Source organism: Mycobacterium sp. MFM001 (genome assembly GCF_003402475.1).
Classification (GTDB): Bacteria; Actinomycetota; Actinomycetes; order Mycobacteriales; family Mycobacteriaceae; genus Mycobacterium.
The window spans coordinates 62,781-80,148 of the sequence record NZ_BFAB01000016.1; the positions used below are offsets into that span (position 1 = coordinate 62,781).

General features: G+C 66.2%; 16 protein-coding genes. 3 read left to right on the forward strand and 13 right to left on the reverse strand.

Annotation, left to right across the window (positions count from 1 at the left end; genetic code table 11):
• Window positions 1-3: 3 nt before the first annotated feature.
• The 10 genes from eccB to MFM001_RS21550 all read right to left on the reverse strand — a co-directional run bounded on the left by eccB (window position 4) and on the right by MFM001_RS21550 (window position 10,184).
• Entirely contained in the window at window positions 4-1,575 is a 1,572-nt protein-coding gene (eccB, locus tag MFM001_RS21510; RefSeq protein WP_238159328.1) for a type VII secretion protein EccB, read from the reverse strand.
• 112 nt (window positions 1,576-1,687) lie between these two features.
• Window positions 1,688-2,584: a hypothetical protein gene (locus tag MFM001_RS21515; protein ID WP_142760723.1), complete on the reverse strand. Its 897-nt coding sequence runs from the start codon at window positions 2,582-2,584 to the stop codon at window positions 1,688-1,690.
• 2,121 nt (window positions 2,585-4,705) lie between these two features.
• On the reverse strand, window positions 4,706-4,888 hold the full coding sequence (locus MFM001_RS24400) for a hypothetical protein (RefSeq protein ID WP_142760724.1): 183 nt from the start codon (window positions 4,886-4,888) through the stop codon (window positions 4,706-4,708).
• A gap of 346 nt (window positions 4,889-5,234) precedes the next feature.
• Complete coding sequence (locus MFM001_RS24405; RefSeq protein WP_142760725.1) at window positions 5,235-5,531, reverse strand: hypothetical protein; 297 nt, start codon at window positions 5,529-5,531, stop codon at window positions 5,235-5,237.
• On the reverse strand, window positions 5,528-5,656 hold the full coding sequence (locus MFM001_RS25250; protein WP_371685597.1) for a helix-turn-helix domain-containing protein: 129 nt from the start codon (window positions 5,654-5,656) through the stop codon (window positions 5,528-5,530). The genes MFM001_RS24405 and MFM001_RS25250 overlap by 4 nt, the downstream gene beginning before the upstream one ends.
• Window positions 5,657-5,788: 132 nt before the next feature.
• Window positions 5,789-6,163, reverse strand: coding sequence for a YbaB/EbfC family nucleoid-associated protein (locus MFM001_RS21530; protein ID WP_116377298.1), 375 nt, complete (start codon window positions 6,161-6,163; stop codon window positions 5,789-5,791).
• Window positions 6,160-7,923: a PE family protein gene (locus MFM001_RS21535; RefSeq protein WP_116377299.1), complete on the reverse strand. Its 1,764-nt coding sequence runs from the start codon at window positions 7,921-7,923 to the stop codon at window positions 6,160-6,162. The genes MFM001_RS21530 and MFM001_RS21535 overlap by 4 nt, the downstream gene beginning before the upstream one ends.
• A 20-nt stretch (window positions 7,924-7,943) precedes the next feature.
• Window positions 7,944-8,210 (reverse strand): DUF2694 domain-containing protein, encoded by a 267-nt coding sequence (locus tag MFM001_RS21540; RefSeq protein ID WP_116377300.1) that lies wholly within the window; start codon window positions 8,208-8,210, stop codon window positions 7,944-7,946.
• Between the two features lie 13 nt (window positions 8,211-8,223).
• A complete protein-coding gene (locus MFM001_RS21545; protein ID WP_116377301.1) occupies window positions 8,224-8,535 on the reverse strand; it encodes a type VII secretion target in 312 nt (103 codons plus the stop codon).
• Window positions 8,536-8,570: 35 nt separating this feature from the next.
• Window positions 8,571-10,184, reverse strand: coding sequence for a DUF4226 domain-containing protein (locus tag MFM001_RS21550; protein WP_116377302.1), 1,614 nt, complete (start codon window positions 10,182-10,184; stop codon window positions 8,571-8,573).
• Window positions 10,185-10,574: 390 nt separating this feature from the next.
• Between MFM001_RS21550 and MFM001_RS21555 the strand changes: the two genes are divergently transcribed.
• Window positions 10,575-11,234 carry a WhiB family transcriptional regulator gene (locus MFM001_RS21555; RefSeq protein ID WP_116377303.1) on the forward strand — a complete coding sequence of 220 codons (660 nt, stop codon included), beginning with the start codon at window positions 10,575-10,577 and terminating at the stop codon, window positions 11,232-11,234.
• 3 nt (window positions 11,235-11,237) lie between these two features.
• Window positions 11,238-13,166 carry a hypothetical protein gene (locus MFM001_RS21560; protein ID WP_238159329.1) on the forward strand — a complete coding sequence of 643 codons (1,929 nt, stop codon included), beginning with the start codon at window positions 11,238-11,240 and terminating at the stop codon, window positions 13,164-13,166.
• On the opposite strand, the gene MFM001_RS21565 is transcribed toward MFM001_RS21560, so the two are convergent.
• Window positions 13,163-13,468, reverse strand: a complete 306-nt coding sequence (locus MFM001_RS21565) for a hypothetical protein (RefSeq protein WP_116377304.1) — start codon at window positions 13,466-13,468, stop codon at window positions 13,163-13,165. The two genes, MFM001_RS21560 and MFM001_RS21565, sit on opposite strands and share 4 nt — an antisense overlap.
• Before the next feature lie 104 nt (window positions 13,469-13,572).
• On the opposite strand from MFM001_RS21565, the gene MFM001_RS21570 reads away from it, so the two are divergent.
• Complete coding sequence (locus MFM001_RS21570; RefSeq protein WP_192887017.1) at window positions 13,573-13,905, forward strand: ArsR family transcriptional regulator; 333 nt, start codon at window positions 13,573-13,575, stop codon at window positions 13,903-13,905.
• 51 nt (window positions 13,906-13,956) lie between these two features.
• Here MFM001_RS21570 and MFM001_RS21575 read toward each other — a convergent pair whose 3' ends face one another.
• Together MFM001_RS21575 and MFM001_RS21580 are read right to left on the reverse strand one after the other, a co-directional pair.
• Complete coding sequence (locus MFM001_RS21575) at window positions 13,957-14,550, reverse strand: ribbon-helix-helix protein, CopG family (protein WP_116377305.1); 594 nt, start codon at window positions 14,548-14,550, stop codon at window positions 13,957-13,959.
• A 27-nt stretch (window positions 14,551-14,577) separates the two neighbouring features.
• Complete coding sequence (locus MFM001_RS21580) at window positions 14,578-15,498, reverse strand: ParA family protein (protein WP_116377306.1); 921 nt, start codon at window positions 15,496-15,498, stop codon at window positions 14,578-14,580.
• Window positions 15,499-17,368: the final 1,870 nt, after the last annotated feature.

Genomic DNA, 17,368 nt, shown 5'->3' on the forward strand with positions numbered 1-17,368 from the left:
GTCTTATCCTCCGTGCTGTCGTGTCTGCGACCCCATCGCGGCCGCACCATTCAGGGAGTCGTGCACCGTCATCGCTGCGGCACGCGACAACTCCGGGCCGGCCGGCCACACCTGAAGCATCGACCACGGCGCCGGGCGCACCGCGCTGATCGCCAACCCCAGCGCGCGCAGCGCCTCGTCATCGAACGGCACACCATAGCGTGCCCCCGATTCGCTGATCAGCCACAGTGTTTGGCGCCGCGGCGAATCCAGCGCCGCCCCGGTCGTCGTCACGAACGTCGCCGGCTGCCTGCTCAACAACACCTGATTGGCCTGCACCCCGTCATGGCCGCCGCCCACGAGGTTGACCAGCTGGCCCTGCTGCGCACTGCTGATGGGAAGTCCGCGCCCGGTCAGCACATGCATCTGGGCCTGCTGATCGTGGGTTTTCCACTCCCACGCGACACATGCCACTGGCTGGGCATGCCCGTCCACGATCCGCAGCCGCGACGTCGGGTAATAGTCCACGTCGAGCACGTGGCGGACCGGGGCCTGCGCCAGCCGATCCGGCGCCACCTTCGGTGGTGTTGTCGCACCGAACGATTGATGCTGGCGCAGCATTGCGGCCACCACCGGCGACACCGGCTGCACACCATCCCCGACCACCACGTAGAAGCGGTCCTGGCCGCTGGTCACATCGTGGCTCGATACCACCGAGCCCACGACAATGCCTGGCCCCCAATCAAATTGCGGCGGTGCGCCCGCGTCGGGCACTGAGGGAACCACCAGCGGCCCGCCCGCCGGCAGCGCGTCATAAAGAGCCCGCGACATCGCCTGCACCGGCGCACCCGAGGCCACTCCTAGCGCGTCGGTTACCGCCCGGTCCCCCAAATCGATCGGCATCCGCACACCATTAGAGACAACAAACGCCTTGCCGGCATACGACAACAGCAGTGCCTCACCGGCACCCAGCCGGGCCGCGCTATCCCCCGACGTCAACTCGCCGTTAATGCCCGTCACCGTCGGGGCGCCGGCCAGCGTCGTCGACGCGGTGTCGCACACCGCCCACCGAGACACATCCGGCGACACCACCCGCGGGGTATCAACCGGGGCCCCCACAATCCCCACCGGCGGCCCTTTGGGCCACTTCGCCAACTCATCGACGTTCACAAATGTCGGGCGATCCGGTGAGCCCGCAATCAACTGCGCCGACACCAAATTCAGCGCCGGATGCAGCCGCCCATCCACCACCACATACAGCGTGCCCACCTTGCGTTCGGCGACAACCTTTGACTGGCCCACCTGGCCGGCCGGGCGAAACCACCCCACAATCAGCGCGCCGATCACCAACACCACCCCGACCACCGCCGACAGCATCAACAGCACACGCTGCCAGCGCACCGGGTCGACTTCCATGCGCACCGAGCGTCGCAGCAACGCAAACCCCAGCCGGCGGCGCAAAAACCAATGCCCGCTCACCTGTGTGCGCGACGCCAAATTCAGGCCAAGCCCACCACCATCACGCGGCTGCCGACGCGGCGCCGAACCCAACGGCACGCCATTCGACTGGGCGCCCGGACCTAGATTGCCAGCCACAAACCGCACCGTACCGCCGCCACGGACGCAACCGCTACTACTGCGTCCAAAATTGACTGACCATGTTTTTCGCCATCATCGGCAACTGATTTCGAATGATAATCAGCGGGCCTCATGGCCGGGGCAGTTCCTGTTCGATCTCGCGCAGGCCAGGCTCCACCATAGTCCGCACATCGCCGTTGCAGGCCACCTCTGCCGCAACCGCCGCATAAACCATGTCCGCCAACGGCAGCGGCCGCACACCCCAACCCTTGAGGTGCTCCATCACTCGGGCCGCCACCCACTGGCTGCGGTAATGCGTGTGAATCTGTGCGGGTACCTGTTCTGGGCGCAGGTCGTCGTCCTTGTACCCGCCGGGACGCTTGGCCCCAACACTCAGAAAGTAGGTATCGCACGCAGCATCGAACGTCTCCCACACCCCCGAGTCAAGCTCGCGGCCGGTCTCCACCGCAGCCCAGACCGGTTGTATTTGTTCTTTCGGGCACTCGTCCACCTGACGCAATTCCCGGATCAGCGCCTGAGTCAGCGGGAATATCACCCGCTCCTGCGTGGACTGTCCCATGCCGGACAGCTTCGCTAACCGCTCGTAAAGATCGGGATACTCCAGCTGCAGGCGATGTACGTGCATGTCATCCAAATCCGGCGCCGACCAATCCGCTGCCAGGCCCGCGGGGCGGTCCTCTTCGCGGCGACTGACCTTCGTATGCTCCACGCCCGCGCTACGGAAAGCACCGACCTCGGCAGTGGTCGCCGCGGCGACCATGCGCCAATCATCATCAGCGCGTAACGCCGCATACTCGACTAAGACGCGGGCTGGATCGGCCCAACCAAACCATCGCTGCCGAAACTCCCTGTCCACCAACGGTGAATCCGCGACAGCAAGGCGGACACCGCGCGGCAAATACACACCCTCCGGCACATAGCCCGAGCCATCGTTCGACATCGCAACGGTTTCCGAACCCGACGGCGACCGAAAAACACCAATCGCCCAATCCAGCGGGTAGTGCACCCTGCTGGCCTGATGCAACTCCCACGCCAGTCGGGCAGCCGCAAGCACATCCTCGGAAAACCGCCGCTGCCTGCCCGCCGAGCCAGCGGCAGGGGTCACCACACTCGCCGGCACGACCGTAGGCGCAGGTGCGCTTGCAGACCCACCCGAGCCAGCCGAGGCAACACTGGTGGAACTCGATGCCGTGGCCGGTACAGTCGCAGCGGTTGGCGCGCCACCCGTAGAAACACCCTGCGCTGCAGGGCCTCCCATCCCCGGCGGCGGCAACATCACCCCCGCCGCCGGCGGCGCCGCTTGGGCAGCGCCAAGCCCGCCCGCAGATCCTGCTACCGGTGAAGCTGGCGTGTGTGCTCCTGATGCAGCCAGACCAGCCGGCAGCGACGTCGCAGGTGGCGCCGCCCCCACCGATCCAGCAGCCGGTGGCGCGGAACCCGCACTCCCAGGCAGAGCCGGAGGCGGGCCCACAGGCGACACCGAAGCAACAGCGCCAGAACCCGCAGACACACCACGAGCGAACGCAGACGGATCGACACCAGCACCCGAGGCAGGAACACCAGGCAAACCACCCGAACCGCCAGCAATCCCAGGCAAACCCGACTGGGAAGCTGCCGCACTCGGAACATTGCCCACGCCAGACGTAAACGCCGACAACGGATTCGCGCCACCCAGACCCAAGCCGGACCCGCCAGCAGGAATGCCACCTCCGCCACCAGGCACGCTTCCCCCACCAAGCCCGCTGGGCACGCCAGTGGTCAACGGCGGTGGTGCCTGTATCGGGTTTGTTAGTTCCCCGCGCTTCCCGGTCTCAGCTGGCGGGCCACCCGGAGACATGCCTGTCGAAAGATCCCCATGCCGGCCGGTTTCTGGACTTTGGCCACTTGGCGTCCTATTCGCAAGATCGCCCCGTGCTCCAGTGTCTGAATCCCGTCCGCCACTCGACCCTGTCCTCTCCCCGCGCTCTCCCGTAGTGCTGTTGTCGAGCGCATGTGTTGTTTCGCTGGGGTCGTCTGATTTAGGGCCGCCGGACCGGCCGATTACTCCCGCTGCTAGTGGGTCGACGACGCCTTGTACGCGAGCGTGTGTATCGGTGACTGCGGTGGTGAAGGTGGCGAGCGTCGCCAGCGCGGCAGAGTGTCCCTTGGCGATGATCGCTTCACGGGCCTCGCGTGGCGACGCCGCGATTTCCTGGTGGGTTTCGTAGTCGATTTGGTCGAGAGCCCTGGTCAAATCGTGGCCGAGGATGGCTACCTCCTGGTGGGCGGAGTGTAGGTGGCCCATAATCTCGCTGATATTGCGGTGATCGATGGCGAGCAGCTGATGCTCGGTGATCGCGGCCTCTGAGAACGCGCCTTCGGTCGTCTCGGCGAGCTGCGCGGCCGCGACACGGTACTGCTGAGCTATCTCCTCATGGGCGGCCCTAGCCGCTTGGTAATGCTCTGCGGCTGCTGCTGCGTGCGTATGCGCGGTCGGCCACATCCATGCAGGGACTACCTGATCCGAATACGGGCGACTCGATCCTGCAACCCCAGCCATTTCACCTGATACCGCACGCCGTCCGAATCTTCGCTGCGGCCTCATTGGACCGATCCGCAGCTGCATTAGCGACGGCAGCCGACTGGTGCTGCCCGTCGACAGCGACTAGGTCCACATTCGCAGCGATGTACTCCGCGATCGGGTTCGCCACGTCGCGCGGTGTTGCCGGCGGCAGATGTTGCCGTAGGTATTCCGCTTGGGTAAGAATTCCAGTCTGCGCCTGAACCAATGCATTGACTGTTACCGGGTCTTCCCAATTCGGTGGGGCGGCCAGGAATGGTCGTCGGGCGGCCACCATCGCATCGGAAGCTGCGGCCCACGCACCGCAAGCTTCCTTTTTGGCCGCTGCGACATCAGCCGCAGCGGGCGCTGACGAACTCGGTATTGATACGGCGGGCGCCTGATCACGCTGCGATGGCTGGCGCACCAATGCGATGCCACCCATTACCGCCGCCGCGATCGCCACTGCTAGTGCGGCGATCGGAAGAGCCCTCGCGCCTCGACGGGTTGGTTCTCGCTGCGGCGGCGGGGGCGGCGTCGGGTAGGGCTGAGGGACGTAGGGTGGCGGCGCCACATGCTGGGTCATAGTTATTGCCCTACCGTTCCAAGTTCAACAGCGTTTTCTTCATCCATCGCATCCAGATTGGCGACACCTGCCGCAGAGACCGCGCCAACAGCGGTGCCGCGCACCTGACCGGTGGTCGAGACGCCCTGATGGACTGTGCTACCCCACGTCGCGATCGCAGCAATAGCCAGGTCGTAGGTGTTCACCGATGCAGCCGGTGCTGAACTCGGACTTTGCATAGGCGCTGTTGAAGCAGTTGCCGCAGCCTTCGCGGTTGCCGCCGGAGCCTCCGGATGCATGTACAACCTCTTCGCCGCCGCCATCAGCCGTTTCCTCCTCCCCGGCACCACAACATGCCGGTGACACTCCACCGCGAGGATGGCGCAGGTGACCAGCCTCGCTGATGGAATTAACGGTACGGCGGGTCAGCGACACCGCGCTAGCAGTACACCGAATTTTCCGGCTCACCCGCGCCCGTGCGGGCCGGACGGGAAACCCTTGCCATGTCGAACGACGGCTCCGGGGCTCACCCGCGCCCTTGCGGGCCGGACACTAGCTGACCAGCAGGCATTCGGCTGGTTGGCGTTTTTTCGGGTGATCAGCCGGTTGCCCGGCTGAGGTGACCACCACCGTTTCGGGCAAGTGGTCTTCCCGCTTCATTGCAGGCCGGCGGTATGTTCCCACGTGGGGTGGGTGCTGCTGGTCTGCTCGGCAGGCATTTATCGTCTCCTGGATTTGCGGTTTGTTTGGGATCCGCGGCGCCTGGCGGGCAGCAACTTGAGCATCGACGCCGGCGGCGCCACGCTCGGCGATCACCGCTTGCCGCTGCTCGAGCGCGGCGAACTTCACTGCAAGCGCGTGGTTGTGGCCCAGCGGGCCGCGCCCGCATGCTCCGCCACAGCCCGCAACTGAGCGGGCGTGAGGTCGAGCGCGAACCGATACGCGCGCAGGTCATCTCCCACGCCCCGGACCATAGCCTTGGGTACCGACAACACTCGGCAAGCGCGCCGGGGCCAGCCTTAAGACTTAAGTGAGCTTTTTGCGGCGGCCCGTTCGCTTCCGGATCGACCGCCGAACTTCCTTGCCCGGCATATGGTCTCGGTGTTCTATGGCTGTGGGCCGGATGCGAGGATGTCGGGCTGTTCGTCGTCGAGGGCTTCGGTTTCGATGGCCTCCTCGACTGCGGCTTCTTCTTCGGCGGCCGCGGTGACGGCTTGGCGCAGTGCGGCGTTGATGACCTCCTCGAGACCGAGGTTCGTGTAGCGCTGTGTGCAGCCCTCAGCCAGCGATAACGACACCAGGCGGCCGACATGGTCTACGGAGAGCTCGACGTCGCCGTCGCCTCCGCTGGCCTGCACGTTGATGCTGCCCCACTCGGCGCGCAGTTTCTCCAGAAGTTTGCTGAGTCGCTCCATGCGCTCGACGACTTGACGGCTCAACGCCGCATCAGCCTCATAGTCGGCGTACTCGTAAACCGTCATGAGCTGTCGTCTTTGGGTAGTTCGATGCGGCGCCGCGAGGTGCTCACAGATACCTTGGTCGCCGGGACGCGTTTCTTCTCACCGGTCGGGTCATCGGCGATCGCGGTGTTGCGGCGTTGGACTTCGCCTTTGACCATTTCGGAGTTCGCCTCGGCTGGCACGTGGATGGTCTTGTCGGGGTCTTTCACCGGCCGGGTACCGGCACCTTGGCCGCCCATGCCGGCCATCGGCGGCATGAACATCGGCATACCGCCCGCGCCGGCTGCCGGAGCCGTGCCAGCCGCAGGCGGTGTGGCCCCGGCCACCGGCGGTGTTGATGGCCCGGGTGCGCCCATCGCGAGCATTCCTCCGCCGCTGGCCGGTAGGGGTGCCTGACCGCCGGCCGGGCCCGTCTCTCCGCCGCCACTGGCGGCGCCGCCAGCGCCGGGAGAGAAGTCGCCGACCGATTCCGTGGACGGAGAATCGAGGTCGCCCACGTCAGGTTCGGTCAGCCCCGTCGTCAGTCCTTGCACGGCTTGTTCGGCTTGCGACGCAAACGATTGGGCCTGCTGCCCGAGCTGTGCGGGAATGCTGGCGGCGGCGCCGAGCACTCCGCCGAGCGTTCCGGCCAGCATCGAGGGCAGCATGGCCGCCAACGGGGCACCCGCCCCCGCCAGGCCAGCGCCTTCCGGTGCGCCGGCCACGGCTGAATCCGATTCCAGAGCCTCGCCCAGCCCGGCTTCGGCATCGCTGCCCGCTGCCGCGAGGCCATCGTCGGCAGCCTCGGATGTTCCTCCCCCCTGCTGCCCCCGCGTCGCACCGGCCTCGCTGCTCGGGGACTGACCAACGCCGGGCCCGGGCTGGTTTTCGCCCTGGCCGGGTGCTGTGGGGTTGACGACCGGCACCACCGGCGGCGGAGGCGGGGGCGCTGCCGGCAATTCACCCAAGTGGTAATTGGTTGAGGCAAAACCGGCTTGAGCGTGCAGCGACGCCAACTGGCCCTGCAGGGCAGTGACCACGCCGGAATAGGCACCGCCATAGCGAGCATTCAGGGCCTGGGCGTTCTCGAGTTCGCGGCGCTTGTTGACGAACTCCCGAGTCCGCGGCGTGTCCTGCTTGGCGGTGTCGAATCGCTGCCGGTGACCGGCCGCCGCCGCGCCCACGGTGTCGGCGTGAGCGGTCATAGCGTCGGCCCACGCCGCGAAGCGCCCGAGTGCCGCGCTAAGCCTTGGCGCGGTATGCCCCTGCAGCGACCCGTCGACCGCTGTCTGCGCGGCACGCACCGCCACCGCGCAATTGCGAAACGCCGCGCGATAGGCCTGGCAGCCGCGCACAAAAGACGCGCCCGCCTCGGATCGGCCGGCCTCCATCATCGCCGCCGACACCTCCCCGTCACGCGCAGGCGCAGCCAAGATCGGCACATCCGGCGCCGTGACATCGGCGGTGACCGCCGGGTTCATCACCGCGCCAACCCAGCCGGTAGCGGCGCCGTGCAGCGACATCGCCGAGGCGTTGTCGGCATCCATGTCACCAAAAGCGCGGATGACCTCCTGCACAGCCGCCGCGGCCGAGCCCAACACCTGCGCCCCGTCGGCGGCCCGTGACGCCAGTACCGCCCCGTGCTCGCTGAGCCGCGCCGCGGCGCTGGTGGACACCTCATCGGCAGCAAGGGCGGGATGCGCCGGCGGTGTCGCAGCCAGGCCGGCCAGTCCCGTGGTGGCCGCGGCCAGCTGGCCTGCCACCTCGGTGAGCCCAGCGGTGTTGGCATATAACGCCGGCATCCGCGCCCTCCCTGCGTGGTTTAGAAGTCGATTGTTGCTGCGTAGGCGCTGACCTGCTGCTCGGTGGGTAGCCGCACCGAAATACCTTCCACTTTGTTGCTTTCCATTTCCAGCCGGATCGCCAGCTGAGAACGCAGGTAGGCCAGTGTGTTCAACCGTACGATGCGGTTGGCCAGTTCGTCATCGGTGAGCTGCATGGCCGCCGGTTCCAACTGGACTCGCAGCGTGTCGCCGCGCCGTCCGACGTGCACGATGACCGACTCGTCTCGGCTGGCTGCCTCGAACACCGACCTTGGGCCTCTATTCGGTGCTGATGGTCAGGTTGGCTGCGTTCTGCTCGTTCATCGCCTCGAATTCTGCTGCAGCCTTGCGTAGTTGTTCGGCCATCTGGCGATTCTTGCGCTCCTCGGTCGTCAATGCGCGTTCGCGGGCGTTCACCGCGTCGACGGCTGCGCGGCGCGCCTCATGAAACAGTGGCCCCCACGATTCGGATTCGGCCACGGTGCGGGCATGCTCGACGCGGGCCGCCGCGCAGTTATCGGCCAGCGAGTCGTAGTAGACGGCCGCCTCGCGCAGCTTCGCTGGCTCGACCTGCAAGTCGCTCACGTCCATCAAATTTACTCCTTGGTTTGCTGGGTCTGGTTCAGTCATTTGATCTCGGGCGCCGGGGTTGATGCCGAGGTCGCTACCACCGGCTGTGCCGTGGCTGCCGGGACGCTGGGGTGTTCCCAGCCCAGGAAATTCGGGCCGATCTCCAACTCCTCGAGCGGGGTTTCTTTGCCGTTGACCCACACTTTGTTGTCGCCGAGGGCCATCACTCGGTGGTCGGTGTATTGGCCGATGTCGCCGAACACCAGCCGTGATGGGCTGATCGGGGCGGTCACCGGAGATCCTGGCGGCGAGAGCGTGATGCCGGCCTGCCGGTAGGCGTCATCGACGCTGGCGCCGTCCAACACTGCCCGCCCGGCTTTGGCCACCGCCGGGTTCTCGGCGGTGGCCGTGCCGCCGGACGGCAGCTTCACCGTCGTGTCCGGCGGGGCCGGGGCACCCGCCTGCTGTGCGGGCGGGGTCACCTGGCCGCCACCGGCATTCGCGTCCTGAGCCGGTGTGGCCCCTTGCGCCCCAGCGGGTTTCGTCTGCGGCTGCTGATCGTCCACCGCCGGGTCTTTCAATGATGTATCGGTGGCCTTGTGAGCTTCATGGATATCGTCGGCGGCCGGGTCGCTGGTGTGTGAGGCGTCGCGGATGGCCGAGCCGATACCCGAGCCGAGGTCGCCGATCGGCAACCCGCCGCCGCCCATGCCGCCGAACGGTGACATTCCGCCCAGCATTCCAGGCAGCGCCCCCAATCCGCCCATGCCCGGGCCGAGCATCGACGCCAAACCACCGAGCAGCGGATCAGATGCCAACCCGTCGAGCATTGGATCGTCCGGCAGCGCCCCAGCCCCGCCGGCCGGGCCGCCAGCACCACCAGCACCGCCACCCGCACCGCCCGTGCCCGCTCCTGTGTCGGTCGGCGACGAGCCGGCCTGGCCCGCACCGCTGCCCTTACCTGCGTGGTCTTCGGCGCCGTTTTCGCTGGTCTTATCGGCGAGCGCGTCATAGCGGGCCGTCAAACCATCCAGCACGGCGCTTTGGGACGCCGAATCCAAACCGGCGGACTTGAGCACATCCAGAATTTGAGATGTCTTGCCCTGCAAGAAATCCGCCAACTGTTGCTGGCCGGCAGGCGTGTCCAAGGTCGGGCCTAGTTTTTGTACCTGGTCGATGATCGACTGCTGCAAGTCCCCTAGCCGCGCCTTGCCGTCCTCGCTGGATGTCTTGGCGTTCAAAATGGCCTCGGCCAGCTTCTCGTCGGCCTCGTTGAGCGCATTGCGGTTCTTCTCCAGCGCCGCATCCAGGCGTTTGGCTGCTTCAGCGGCCGCCCCGCTAAGCCCCTCACCTCCCGGTGCCGCGCCGGGAGTGGTCGGGTCGCCGCTACCCGGCGGCGGTGCCGGCGGTGGCGGTGATTCGGGGGCCGGTGGCGTCGAGCCATTGGTCGGCAGCGCAGGCTGACCCGCTCCCGTTAGGGCCTTGTTGATCTGGTCGATCGGCGCGGTATCGGGATTGATGCCCATGTAGGTCAACACCGCCCGCTGCTCCGGACGCAGATGCTCGCGCGGGTCAGTGTCCGTGGTAGGCGACAACGGTGGCGGGCTGCCCAAAACCTGGGAGATCCCGCCGACAAGATCACCAACCACCACGTCAGCCCAACCGGTCATGACCGCGACGATAAGACGTCCAGCAACGGCCGCGCCAACACTAGCCCCACATTTCAGACCTGGTCCCGCAGCCGACTGATCGCGGCAGCGCCGCGGGCAATGTTTGAGACACGCCGCGACACATGCGCGGTAGTACCGCGCGGATCGTGTAACACTGTGGCGCAACACATGCCACACCCGTCACGAAAGGAGCGGCCCGACCCCGCGGCTGGAGCCGCCAAACAACTTGATTCACAACTGAATTCACGGCCCGAAGACCAGAAATCCCCCGAGGCTCATCGCCCGAGGGAAATCTGATCCATCGATTCGAAGCTGCCACTTCGCATCGACAGGGCTTCCACCAGGGAAACCAGGCTACGCACCTGGCTCCCAGTATAGAAGGATGCCTTCTTGAGCCACAAGACTCCCGCGCCGCCGGGGCTGTGCGCCCGCGCACCCGGGCGCTGGTCAGACCCACAGCAGCAATCAGCCACTCGGCGGCTGTGCCTGTCGTGCCCGCGCCTGGAACGCTGCCGCACCGAAACACTTGTCGAGCAACCTAATTTCGGGATGTGGGCCGGCGTGTGGATCGACCACGACTTCCCCGCCAAACGCCGCCAATTCACCGCCCCGCGCACCCCCCGAGGGCTGCGCACCAAACGCGGCGGCCCGGGCCCGAGCGCCGCCGTGCAGACCCTGATCATCAGCCAGGCCACACCCGCCGCGGCCGCGATGATCACCGCCCGGTCCAGCGGCCACTGCGAAATTCTCGCCCCCGCATGCCATCTCAGTCAGCAACTCATTTTCACCCGCCGACACCACAGTCTGGCCCCAGGTGAAGTCTCCTCCCCCGCCGACGCAATCGCCGCCTGCGAAAACTGCGCCGAGCTCATCGAACACACCGACATCGCCACTGCGATCAGCCTCGGCTACATCACCACCCACCACAGCAACGCCACCTGGCCCGTCTACTGGCGCCAACAGCGCTGGGTCACCCTCGACCACTTCGGACACCTGGCCTACCAGCACCAACCCACCACCACCGGGCCCCGGCTGCTGCGGATCGCCTAACCCATGCCCAACATCACCCGCGCGCCGGCCCAACCCGCCGCCGTGTGGAAAGCCTTGACGCGCCTGATCGCAGCCCCTGGGCGTGGCCACATGCGGGTCTGGAGCCCCACCACCGAGAAGTTCAGCGACACTGCCAAACTCACCGCCGCCCTGCCCACCCGGCCGGCCGCGGTCTACCTGTACACCAAAGGCCGCACCCGCCTGCTGGCGCTGGACTTCGACACCAAACACCACGACCAGGATGCGGTCGACGCCGACCTCGCCCAGGCGATCGCCTGGATCACCCAATGCGGCGGTGTCGTGGTCACCGACCGCTCCACCAGCGGCGGGCGACACCTCCTGTGCCCCTTAGCCATTGGCACCTCGGCATCCGCGCACGAAATCACCCACCTCGTACGGTTACTCGCTGCCCGGCTGCCCACCCTCGACATCACCCCGAGCACCAACCCCACCCAAGGCTGCCTCACACCACCCGGCTCCCCCTGCAAACAAGGCGGCTACCGACTCCTCGACGGCCCCATCGACCACGCCGCACAAGCGTTCACCACACGCTCGAGCCCCGACCTCCTGCCACGCCTTTACGTGCTGCTCGGCGCCATCAAACCCACCCCCAACCGACAAGACCAGCCGACCGCCAACCACACCGCCGCCTACAGCGTGGGATCCGGCGACGACCTACGCCTAGCGCCTGAACACATCCGACACGACCCGCTGCCGCCCGCGGTCCACGACTACGCCACCCGGGGCACCCTTGCACCCCGCGACCGGGCCTGGCCCTCCAACCACGAAGCTCGCATGGCCGTCATCACCGCCGCCATCTGGCGCGGGCACAGCCTCGCCAGCATCCGCGCCATGATCACCCCCGGCAGGCCCTGGCACAACGGACTCGCCACCGCCTACCATCGCTACGGCAGCGCCGCCGACCGCGCCCTCGCCCGCGACTTCACCAAAGCCCTCAACTGGCTCATCGCAAACCCGTTATTGCACCGACCCCCGCAGCACAAGACAACGTACTCACAGGGGGGGCCGACCGGGCCGAAAGGGCCCCAGCAAATCCGAGCTTGGTTAGCTAACGCGTACGCATGGGCAGACCGCGAATACCGAGGGCAGCGCTACCGGTGGACAGTCCACGCCGTGCTACAAACCATCGCTGTACACGCCGCATTGAGTGGAGAAGTGATCAATGGCAGTCCAGTCGTGGGCATCGGCGGACGGTCGCTATCGCTCGGCAGCGGGCTGCTCAGCGCCGACACAGTATGGAGGGTGCTGCGCGACCTGCGGGAGCGGCCCGGATCACCATTAGTGCTCGTCCGCTCACACGTCGGCCTCGACGCCGACACATACGCCCTCACCATGCAAAACCGCGCCACCGGCGACCCGGGCCGGTGCGAGCGAGTACGGGTGGAACCGGTACACAACGCCTGGTTCGTGCTCGGCCACCACTTACGGCGCGTGTACGAGTTGGTCGCCTATCACGGACTGACCGAACGAGCCGACATCTTCGCCGCCGCCGCAGTCTCGCCAAGCACCGGCGACGCGATGATCACCGAGCTCGAAATAGCCGGCCTCGTGCGACGGCCCGGCCGCGGAAAAGTCGCACCCGGCCCAGTCAGCCTTGACGACATCGCCGCAGCCCACCAGCTCGACGACATCCGCGAGCGCCGAACCCGCGAATACCAAGCCGAACGAGCGGCCTGGCGCGAATGGCTGACCCGGCGAGAACACCAGCGCACCAGCGTCGCGCCGGACGCAGCCATACCGGGCGACAACGCACCGACACAGGCGCACAACGAGCCCGACCGAGAACTAGAGGCGGCCTACCTCGAATCAGTCATGACCACTGGCCCGCCCAGCGATGACGAAGACGCCTTCGAATACGACGTCATCGAACTTCTCGCCGAAGCCCTTGGCGCCAGAATCGTCGGCGGTTAAGCCGGCTCGGCCAACAGCACGCTCGCGGTCTGACGCAACAACTCCGGCACGGCGATCCCCTGCTTAGCAGCTACCGGCAACAACTCGGTCAGCAAGTCCCCGGTCTGGCGAATCAGCTCCGGGACATGCGCGCCCGCATCCTTGGCCGCCGACTCCAAAGCCGCCAGCTTCTCCGGGTCATACCGCACCTGCAGCCGGGTCACCTTACGGCGAGTCTCCGAACCCTGGCGGCTCTTCTTGCGAACAACCTCGACAGCCACGGACTCCCGCACGGAAAGTTTCTGATCGACTTCGGTAGTCATGCGCTCAAAGCCTGCTTTCTCTCAAACCGCCGAACCTGGCATTACGCGATTCGCGTTACACGATACGCGTAACGCATAGCGCGTAACGCGATTTGCGTAATAGCATGTCAGGCGTGTCGTACGCCCAGTCGCCGAGAGTCCAGGAACTCTCCGCGGCCATGTTCGGACAACGACACCGCCTGGCCGTCATGGCCGCCATCGCCCAAAGCGACGGCATGATCAACCCCAGCGAACTCGTCGAAGCACTCGGATTTCGCGCCCAAAGCTCAATCCAAAAAGCGCTGACCAGCCTGGTCGAAACCCACCTTGTCACGCGCATCAGCGTCCACGGCCGCGTCTACTACAAACGCGAACCAAGCGCAGCCTGGGACTTCGCCCTGGAACTTCTGGCCAAAGCTCTCGCCGACGACCCAGCACTGCACACCGGAGGCCAATAGTCGCGCCGCCAGTGGGTGCAGCCAGCGCGACGCCGCCGGACTGGTACCTGGTTAGTCGGCGTTGAGGTAAAGCCGCAGCGCCTGCTCGACCAGGGCGCTGCGCGACGGGGCGTTCCACCGAGCCACGAGCTGGTCGAGGACCTCGGCGTCGGCCGCATTCAACCCCGTCAGCGGTACCCGTGCGGGCGGTTCGGCGTGGCGACGGCGCCGCGCCGGCGCGGCCGGCCGACGAGAGAACAGCCCTCCCCCACCTTGCGCGGCCGCGGCCTCGACCTGCCAGCATGTCGCCAACTCACTTTGGTGCGCCTCGATCGCGTCGAGCACCACCTGGGCATAGGTGCGGGCCGTGATCGGGTCGCGGCTGCGCTCGCGCGTCGTCAGGCGGCGCAGCAGCCGATGAATCTGCGGTGCCACCTCGGCGGTCGGCACACTCGAGGCCACGCGGCGACGTTTTGGGCGCGCCGCCGTAGTGACCGCACCGCCATGCGATTGCGGGCCGGTGCTCTGCTCTGACAGCGGTTCCTCGGCCGGATCGCTCGCTGGGCCTGCATCCGCGGACTCCGGTTCGTCCGGTTTCGGGATCGGCGGCGGCATGATCTCGTCGATGTCGTCGAGCTGGTCGCTGAACACACCTTTGCCTGCCATGATTAACCTTCTTTCTTCCCCGACCGCTTAAACACCGGAATGGACGGGCGCCCGGAATACGCGCTGGAGGATCTCGCGTGTCAGATGCTGGTAGTCATTGGCCAGTGCGCCCGGATCGCGCGACCGCAGTCGCGGAATATCGTCGCTGCGCCCTTCCCGCAGAGCCGCCAGCAGCTCCGATTTCCCCTCGTTAGCGATGATGGCCAGCTCTTGTGCCGTCAGGTGACGCTCCCGGGTCTCCAGCGCCGGCGCCGGCGCGTGGCGGATCGTCGCCGTGAACGGCTCGCCGCTCGACCCCTCTAGCATGTCGCGCACACGGTTGGTGATGTACTCGTTGCGGGCCGTCGCGCGAGGATTCACCTCGAACAAGACCACACCCAGCAAGTTGATCGCCGAGCCGCGCCGCTTGGCGCGCAAGTAGCTGGCAGCCAGCTGCTCGACCCCCCGCATCGACGCCGAGTCCTCGCGAGCCGGCACAACCAGGTGAGAGCAGACCTCTAGCAGAGCCAGCAGCAGTGTCACGTCGCCGTGCCCGGAATCGACCAGGACGAGCTCGTAGCTTTCACGCCGGCACAGATCCTCTAGTGCGCGGCGAAAGTTCTCGGCAATGTCGATGCCGGCATCGGCGGCGCGGTCGGCCGACGTGGACACCAACCCCAAGCTGGGACCGCCCATGACGATGTCGAGGTTGGGCCGGATGTTTTTGTACGGCTTCAGATCGGCTCCGTACTGCATCACCGAGGCCAGGTGTCGGCCTTTGTCCCACTCCTCCAACGGCACGCCCAAGTCCTCAGTTGTGAGGTTTCCTTGCTGGTCAACGTCGAAAACCGCCACCCTGCGGCCGCGCCGGGCCACTGCCACTGCGACGTTGGCGACGATCGACGACTTACCCACTCCACCCTTTTGGTTTCCGACCAGGATCGTGGGCGGCACTACCGGCTCTGTCATGGCATCGAACAATACATTGTGATGCGCATGACCTCACGCATGCACAAGCAGTATGTTATCGAACCTTTACAGTCGCATGTGCAGACGTTCCGCGCTGTGGGCGCGAAAGCGCCTGGCGCCGTTGTTGGTAATGGAGTTGCAAAGCCGCATGTTATAGGGCATATGAAGGCCTATTCGGCGTCGGCTTCCAATGCCTCTGACCGTGCGCGTGCCCTGGTGTAATCGAATGCGCGTTAGCCGACACGGGTACACGCCCTTCACCACATTGCTGGGGCCGTTGCGTGGCAGCCGTGTGTAGTCGTCATTGCGGATGCACCTGCGTTCCCAACGCTCCACTTGATATGTGTTGAGTCTGTCCGTACACGTGCCACGGCTGCCCGAGATGCGCATTACAGTGCGGAATGCCATGCGTGATGTCATGCGTTTAGAGCCGTGCCTGAGCAGGTGCGCTACACCGCGTGTGACGAGGCGCATTGCTACCCACAGTTGCATCCACATGGTCAGACGACTTACCGCTACAGTCGTGGGGGGCGTCCCAACGTGGTCTGTGTTGCCCTGCGTGACGCGCATGATGGCGTACCTGTGGAGACGCATCGCATCGGGCGTTAAGTACCACACTGAACGACGTGGTGCACGTGTCCTGGCGTGAGGCCGTCCCGAGGACATTGGAAGTAGTCCGCCGCAGCGCGTGGTCACCCTCATGTCACCTTTGCTTGTAATGGTCCAATTGCAGAGGTCAGCGCCAATATCGACCCCGTATCATCACCAGCACACGGTAGTCTGTCTGCGCCCTTCCGCCATCCTGTACACGCCGCATTCCTCGACAGCCGGGCATAGCAGAGAAGCCTGGGGTCTTATCGACCACCACATCGCGCTCTGGTGACGATTGCCCGCGCCCAACTTGAGCATGCTGGGGGGTTGCCGCGCACGGCAGCGACGCCCGAAGCGCAGCGGACCGGTCTGTGGAGCCAAAACGCATCAGCGGTCCCCCGGCCGCGGCGCAGTGTTGGAAGTTCGCGGGCCCCTGCACGGTTTCCTCGCCGCAGTAGGTGCTTGTCCAAATGCAATAGCCTGTCGGCAATGTGGCTGAGCATCGCATCTTCAGCCGCGTACTCCCGCGAACCCCCGGGCGTCGGATGCCGGTACCGACGAGCATTCGGATGGAAAGCGTCCGGCTGTTCGCCGGGGATTAGCCCGAGGCAACGGCAATGATTTGCCGCCGCTGGTGCTTCGAGCGGGCAACAACTCGACGCGCCGTTTCTGCGCCTTGGCGGAGATCGACTCTGATGGAAGGAAGGCGTTGAGCCGGCTTTCTACGGGCTGGCCGACGGGTGGTCCGAGACGGCTGCAGGACAGGGTCGCTGGGCAGGCCCGCCGCGGGAATGGGGTCTTTCCGGTGGTCCGCTTTAAAGCTCACGCCTGGCAGGACGTCCGAATCTTCGCCGAACATTCAGGGACGCTTCGCACTCACGGTTTGGGTGATCGGATCATCGCTCGAGTCCCGGCGGGGTGGGGGAGTGGCTGCCTGGTGGCCCAGCTGCTCGGTCGAATGTCGACCGCTGTATAGCACGGGCCAAGGGGGTCAGTGCCCCGCTTTGCAGGGAGCGGACAGAAGTCACCGAGCGGCCAGCAGAAGGGCGCGACCGCGTTTTGAGCGCCAACTCACCCCAAATCGTCCGCGACACGGCTGACCTGCGGATTTGCACATCACGAGGCGAGGCTGCCGCCATGTTGGCGCGGAAAAGGGCCCTGGCAGGCCCGCTGGCGGGCCAACACCCATCCGCTGGTACACGGACTCCCGATCGACCGCGTTCGTGGCGCCTCGCCACTCTGGGCGTATTCGCGCACGTCACTGCCGGTGGTGGGGGTG

Coding starts and splice junctions, on each gene's coding strand:
- MFM001_RS25250 (WP_371685597.1), bottom strand. CDS start 5,656: ATGGTCCGGGGCGTGGGAGATGACCTGCGCGCGTATCGGTTCGCGCTC.
- MFM001_RS21530 (WP_116377298.1), bottom strand. CDS start 6,163: ATGACGGTTTACGAGTACGCCGACTATGAGGCTGATGCGGCGTTGAGC.
- MFM001_RS21535 (WP_116377299.1), bottom strand. CDS start 7,923: ATGCCGGCGTTATATGCCAACACCGCTGGGCTCACCGAGGTGGCAGGC.
- MFM001_RS21545 (WP_116377301.1), bottom strand. CDS start 8,535: ATGGACGTGAGCGACTTGCAGGTCGAGCCAGCGAAGCTGCGCGAGGCG.
- MFM001_RS21550 (WP_116377302.1), bottom strand. CDS start 10,184: ATGACCGGTTGGGCTGACGTGGTGGTTGGTGATCTTGTCGGCGGGATC.
- MFM001_RS21560 (WP_238159329.1), top strand. CDS start 11,238: ATGCCCAACATCACCCGCGCGCCGGCCCAACCCGCCGCCGTGTGGAAA.
- MFM001_RS21565 (WP_116377304.1), bottom strand. CDS start 13,468: ATGACTACCGAAGTCGATCAGAAACTTTCCGTGCGGGAGTCCGTGGCT.
- MFM001_RS21570 (WP_192887017.1), top strand. CDS start 13,573: ATGTCAGGCGTGTCGTACGCCCAGTCGCCGAGAGTCCAGGAACTCTCC.
- MFM001_RS21575 (WP_116377305.1), bottom strand. CDS start 14,550: ATGGCAGGCAAAGGTGTGTTCAGCGACCAGCTCGACGACATCGACGAG.
- MFM001_RS21580 (WP_116377306.1), bottom strand. CDS start 15,498: ATGACAGAGCCGGTAGTGCCGCCCACGATCCTGGTCGGAAACCAAAAG.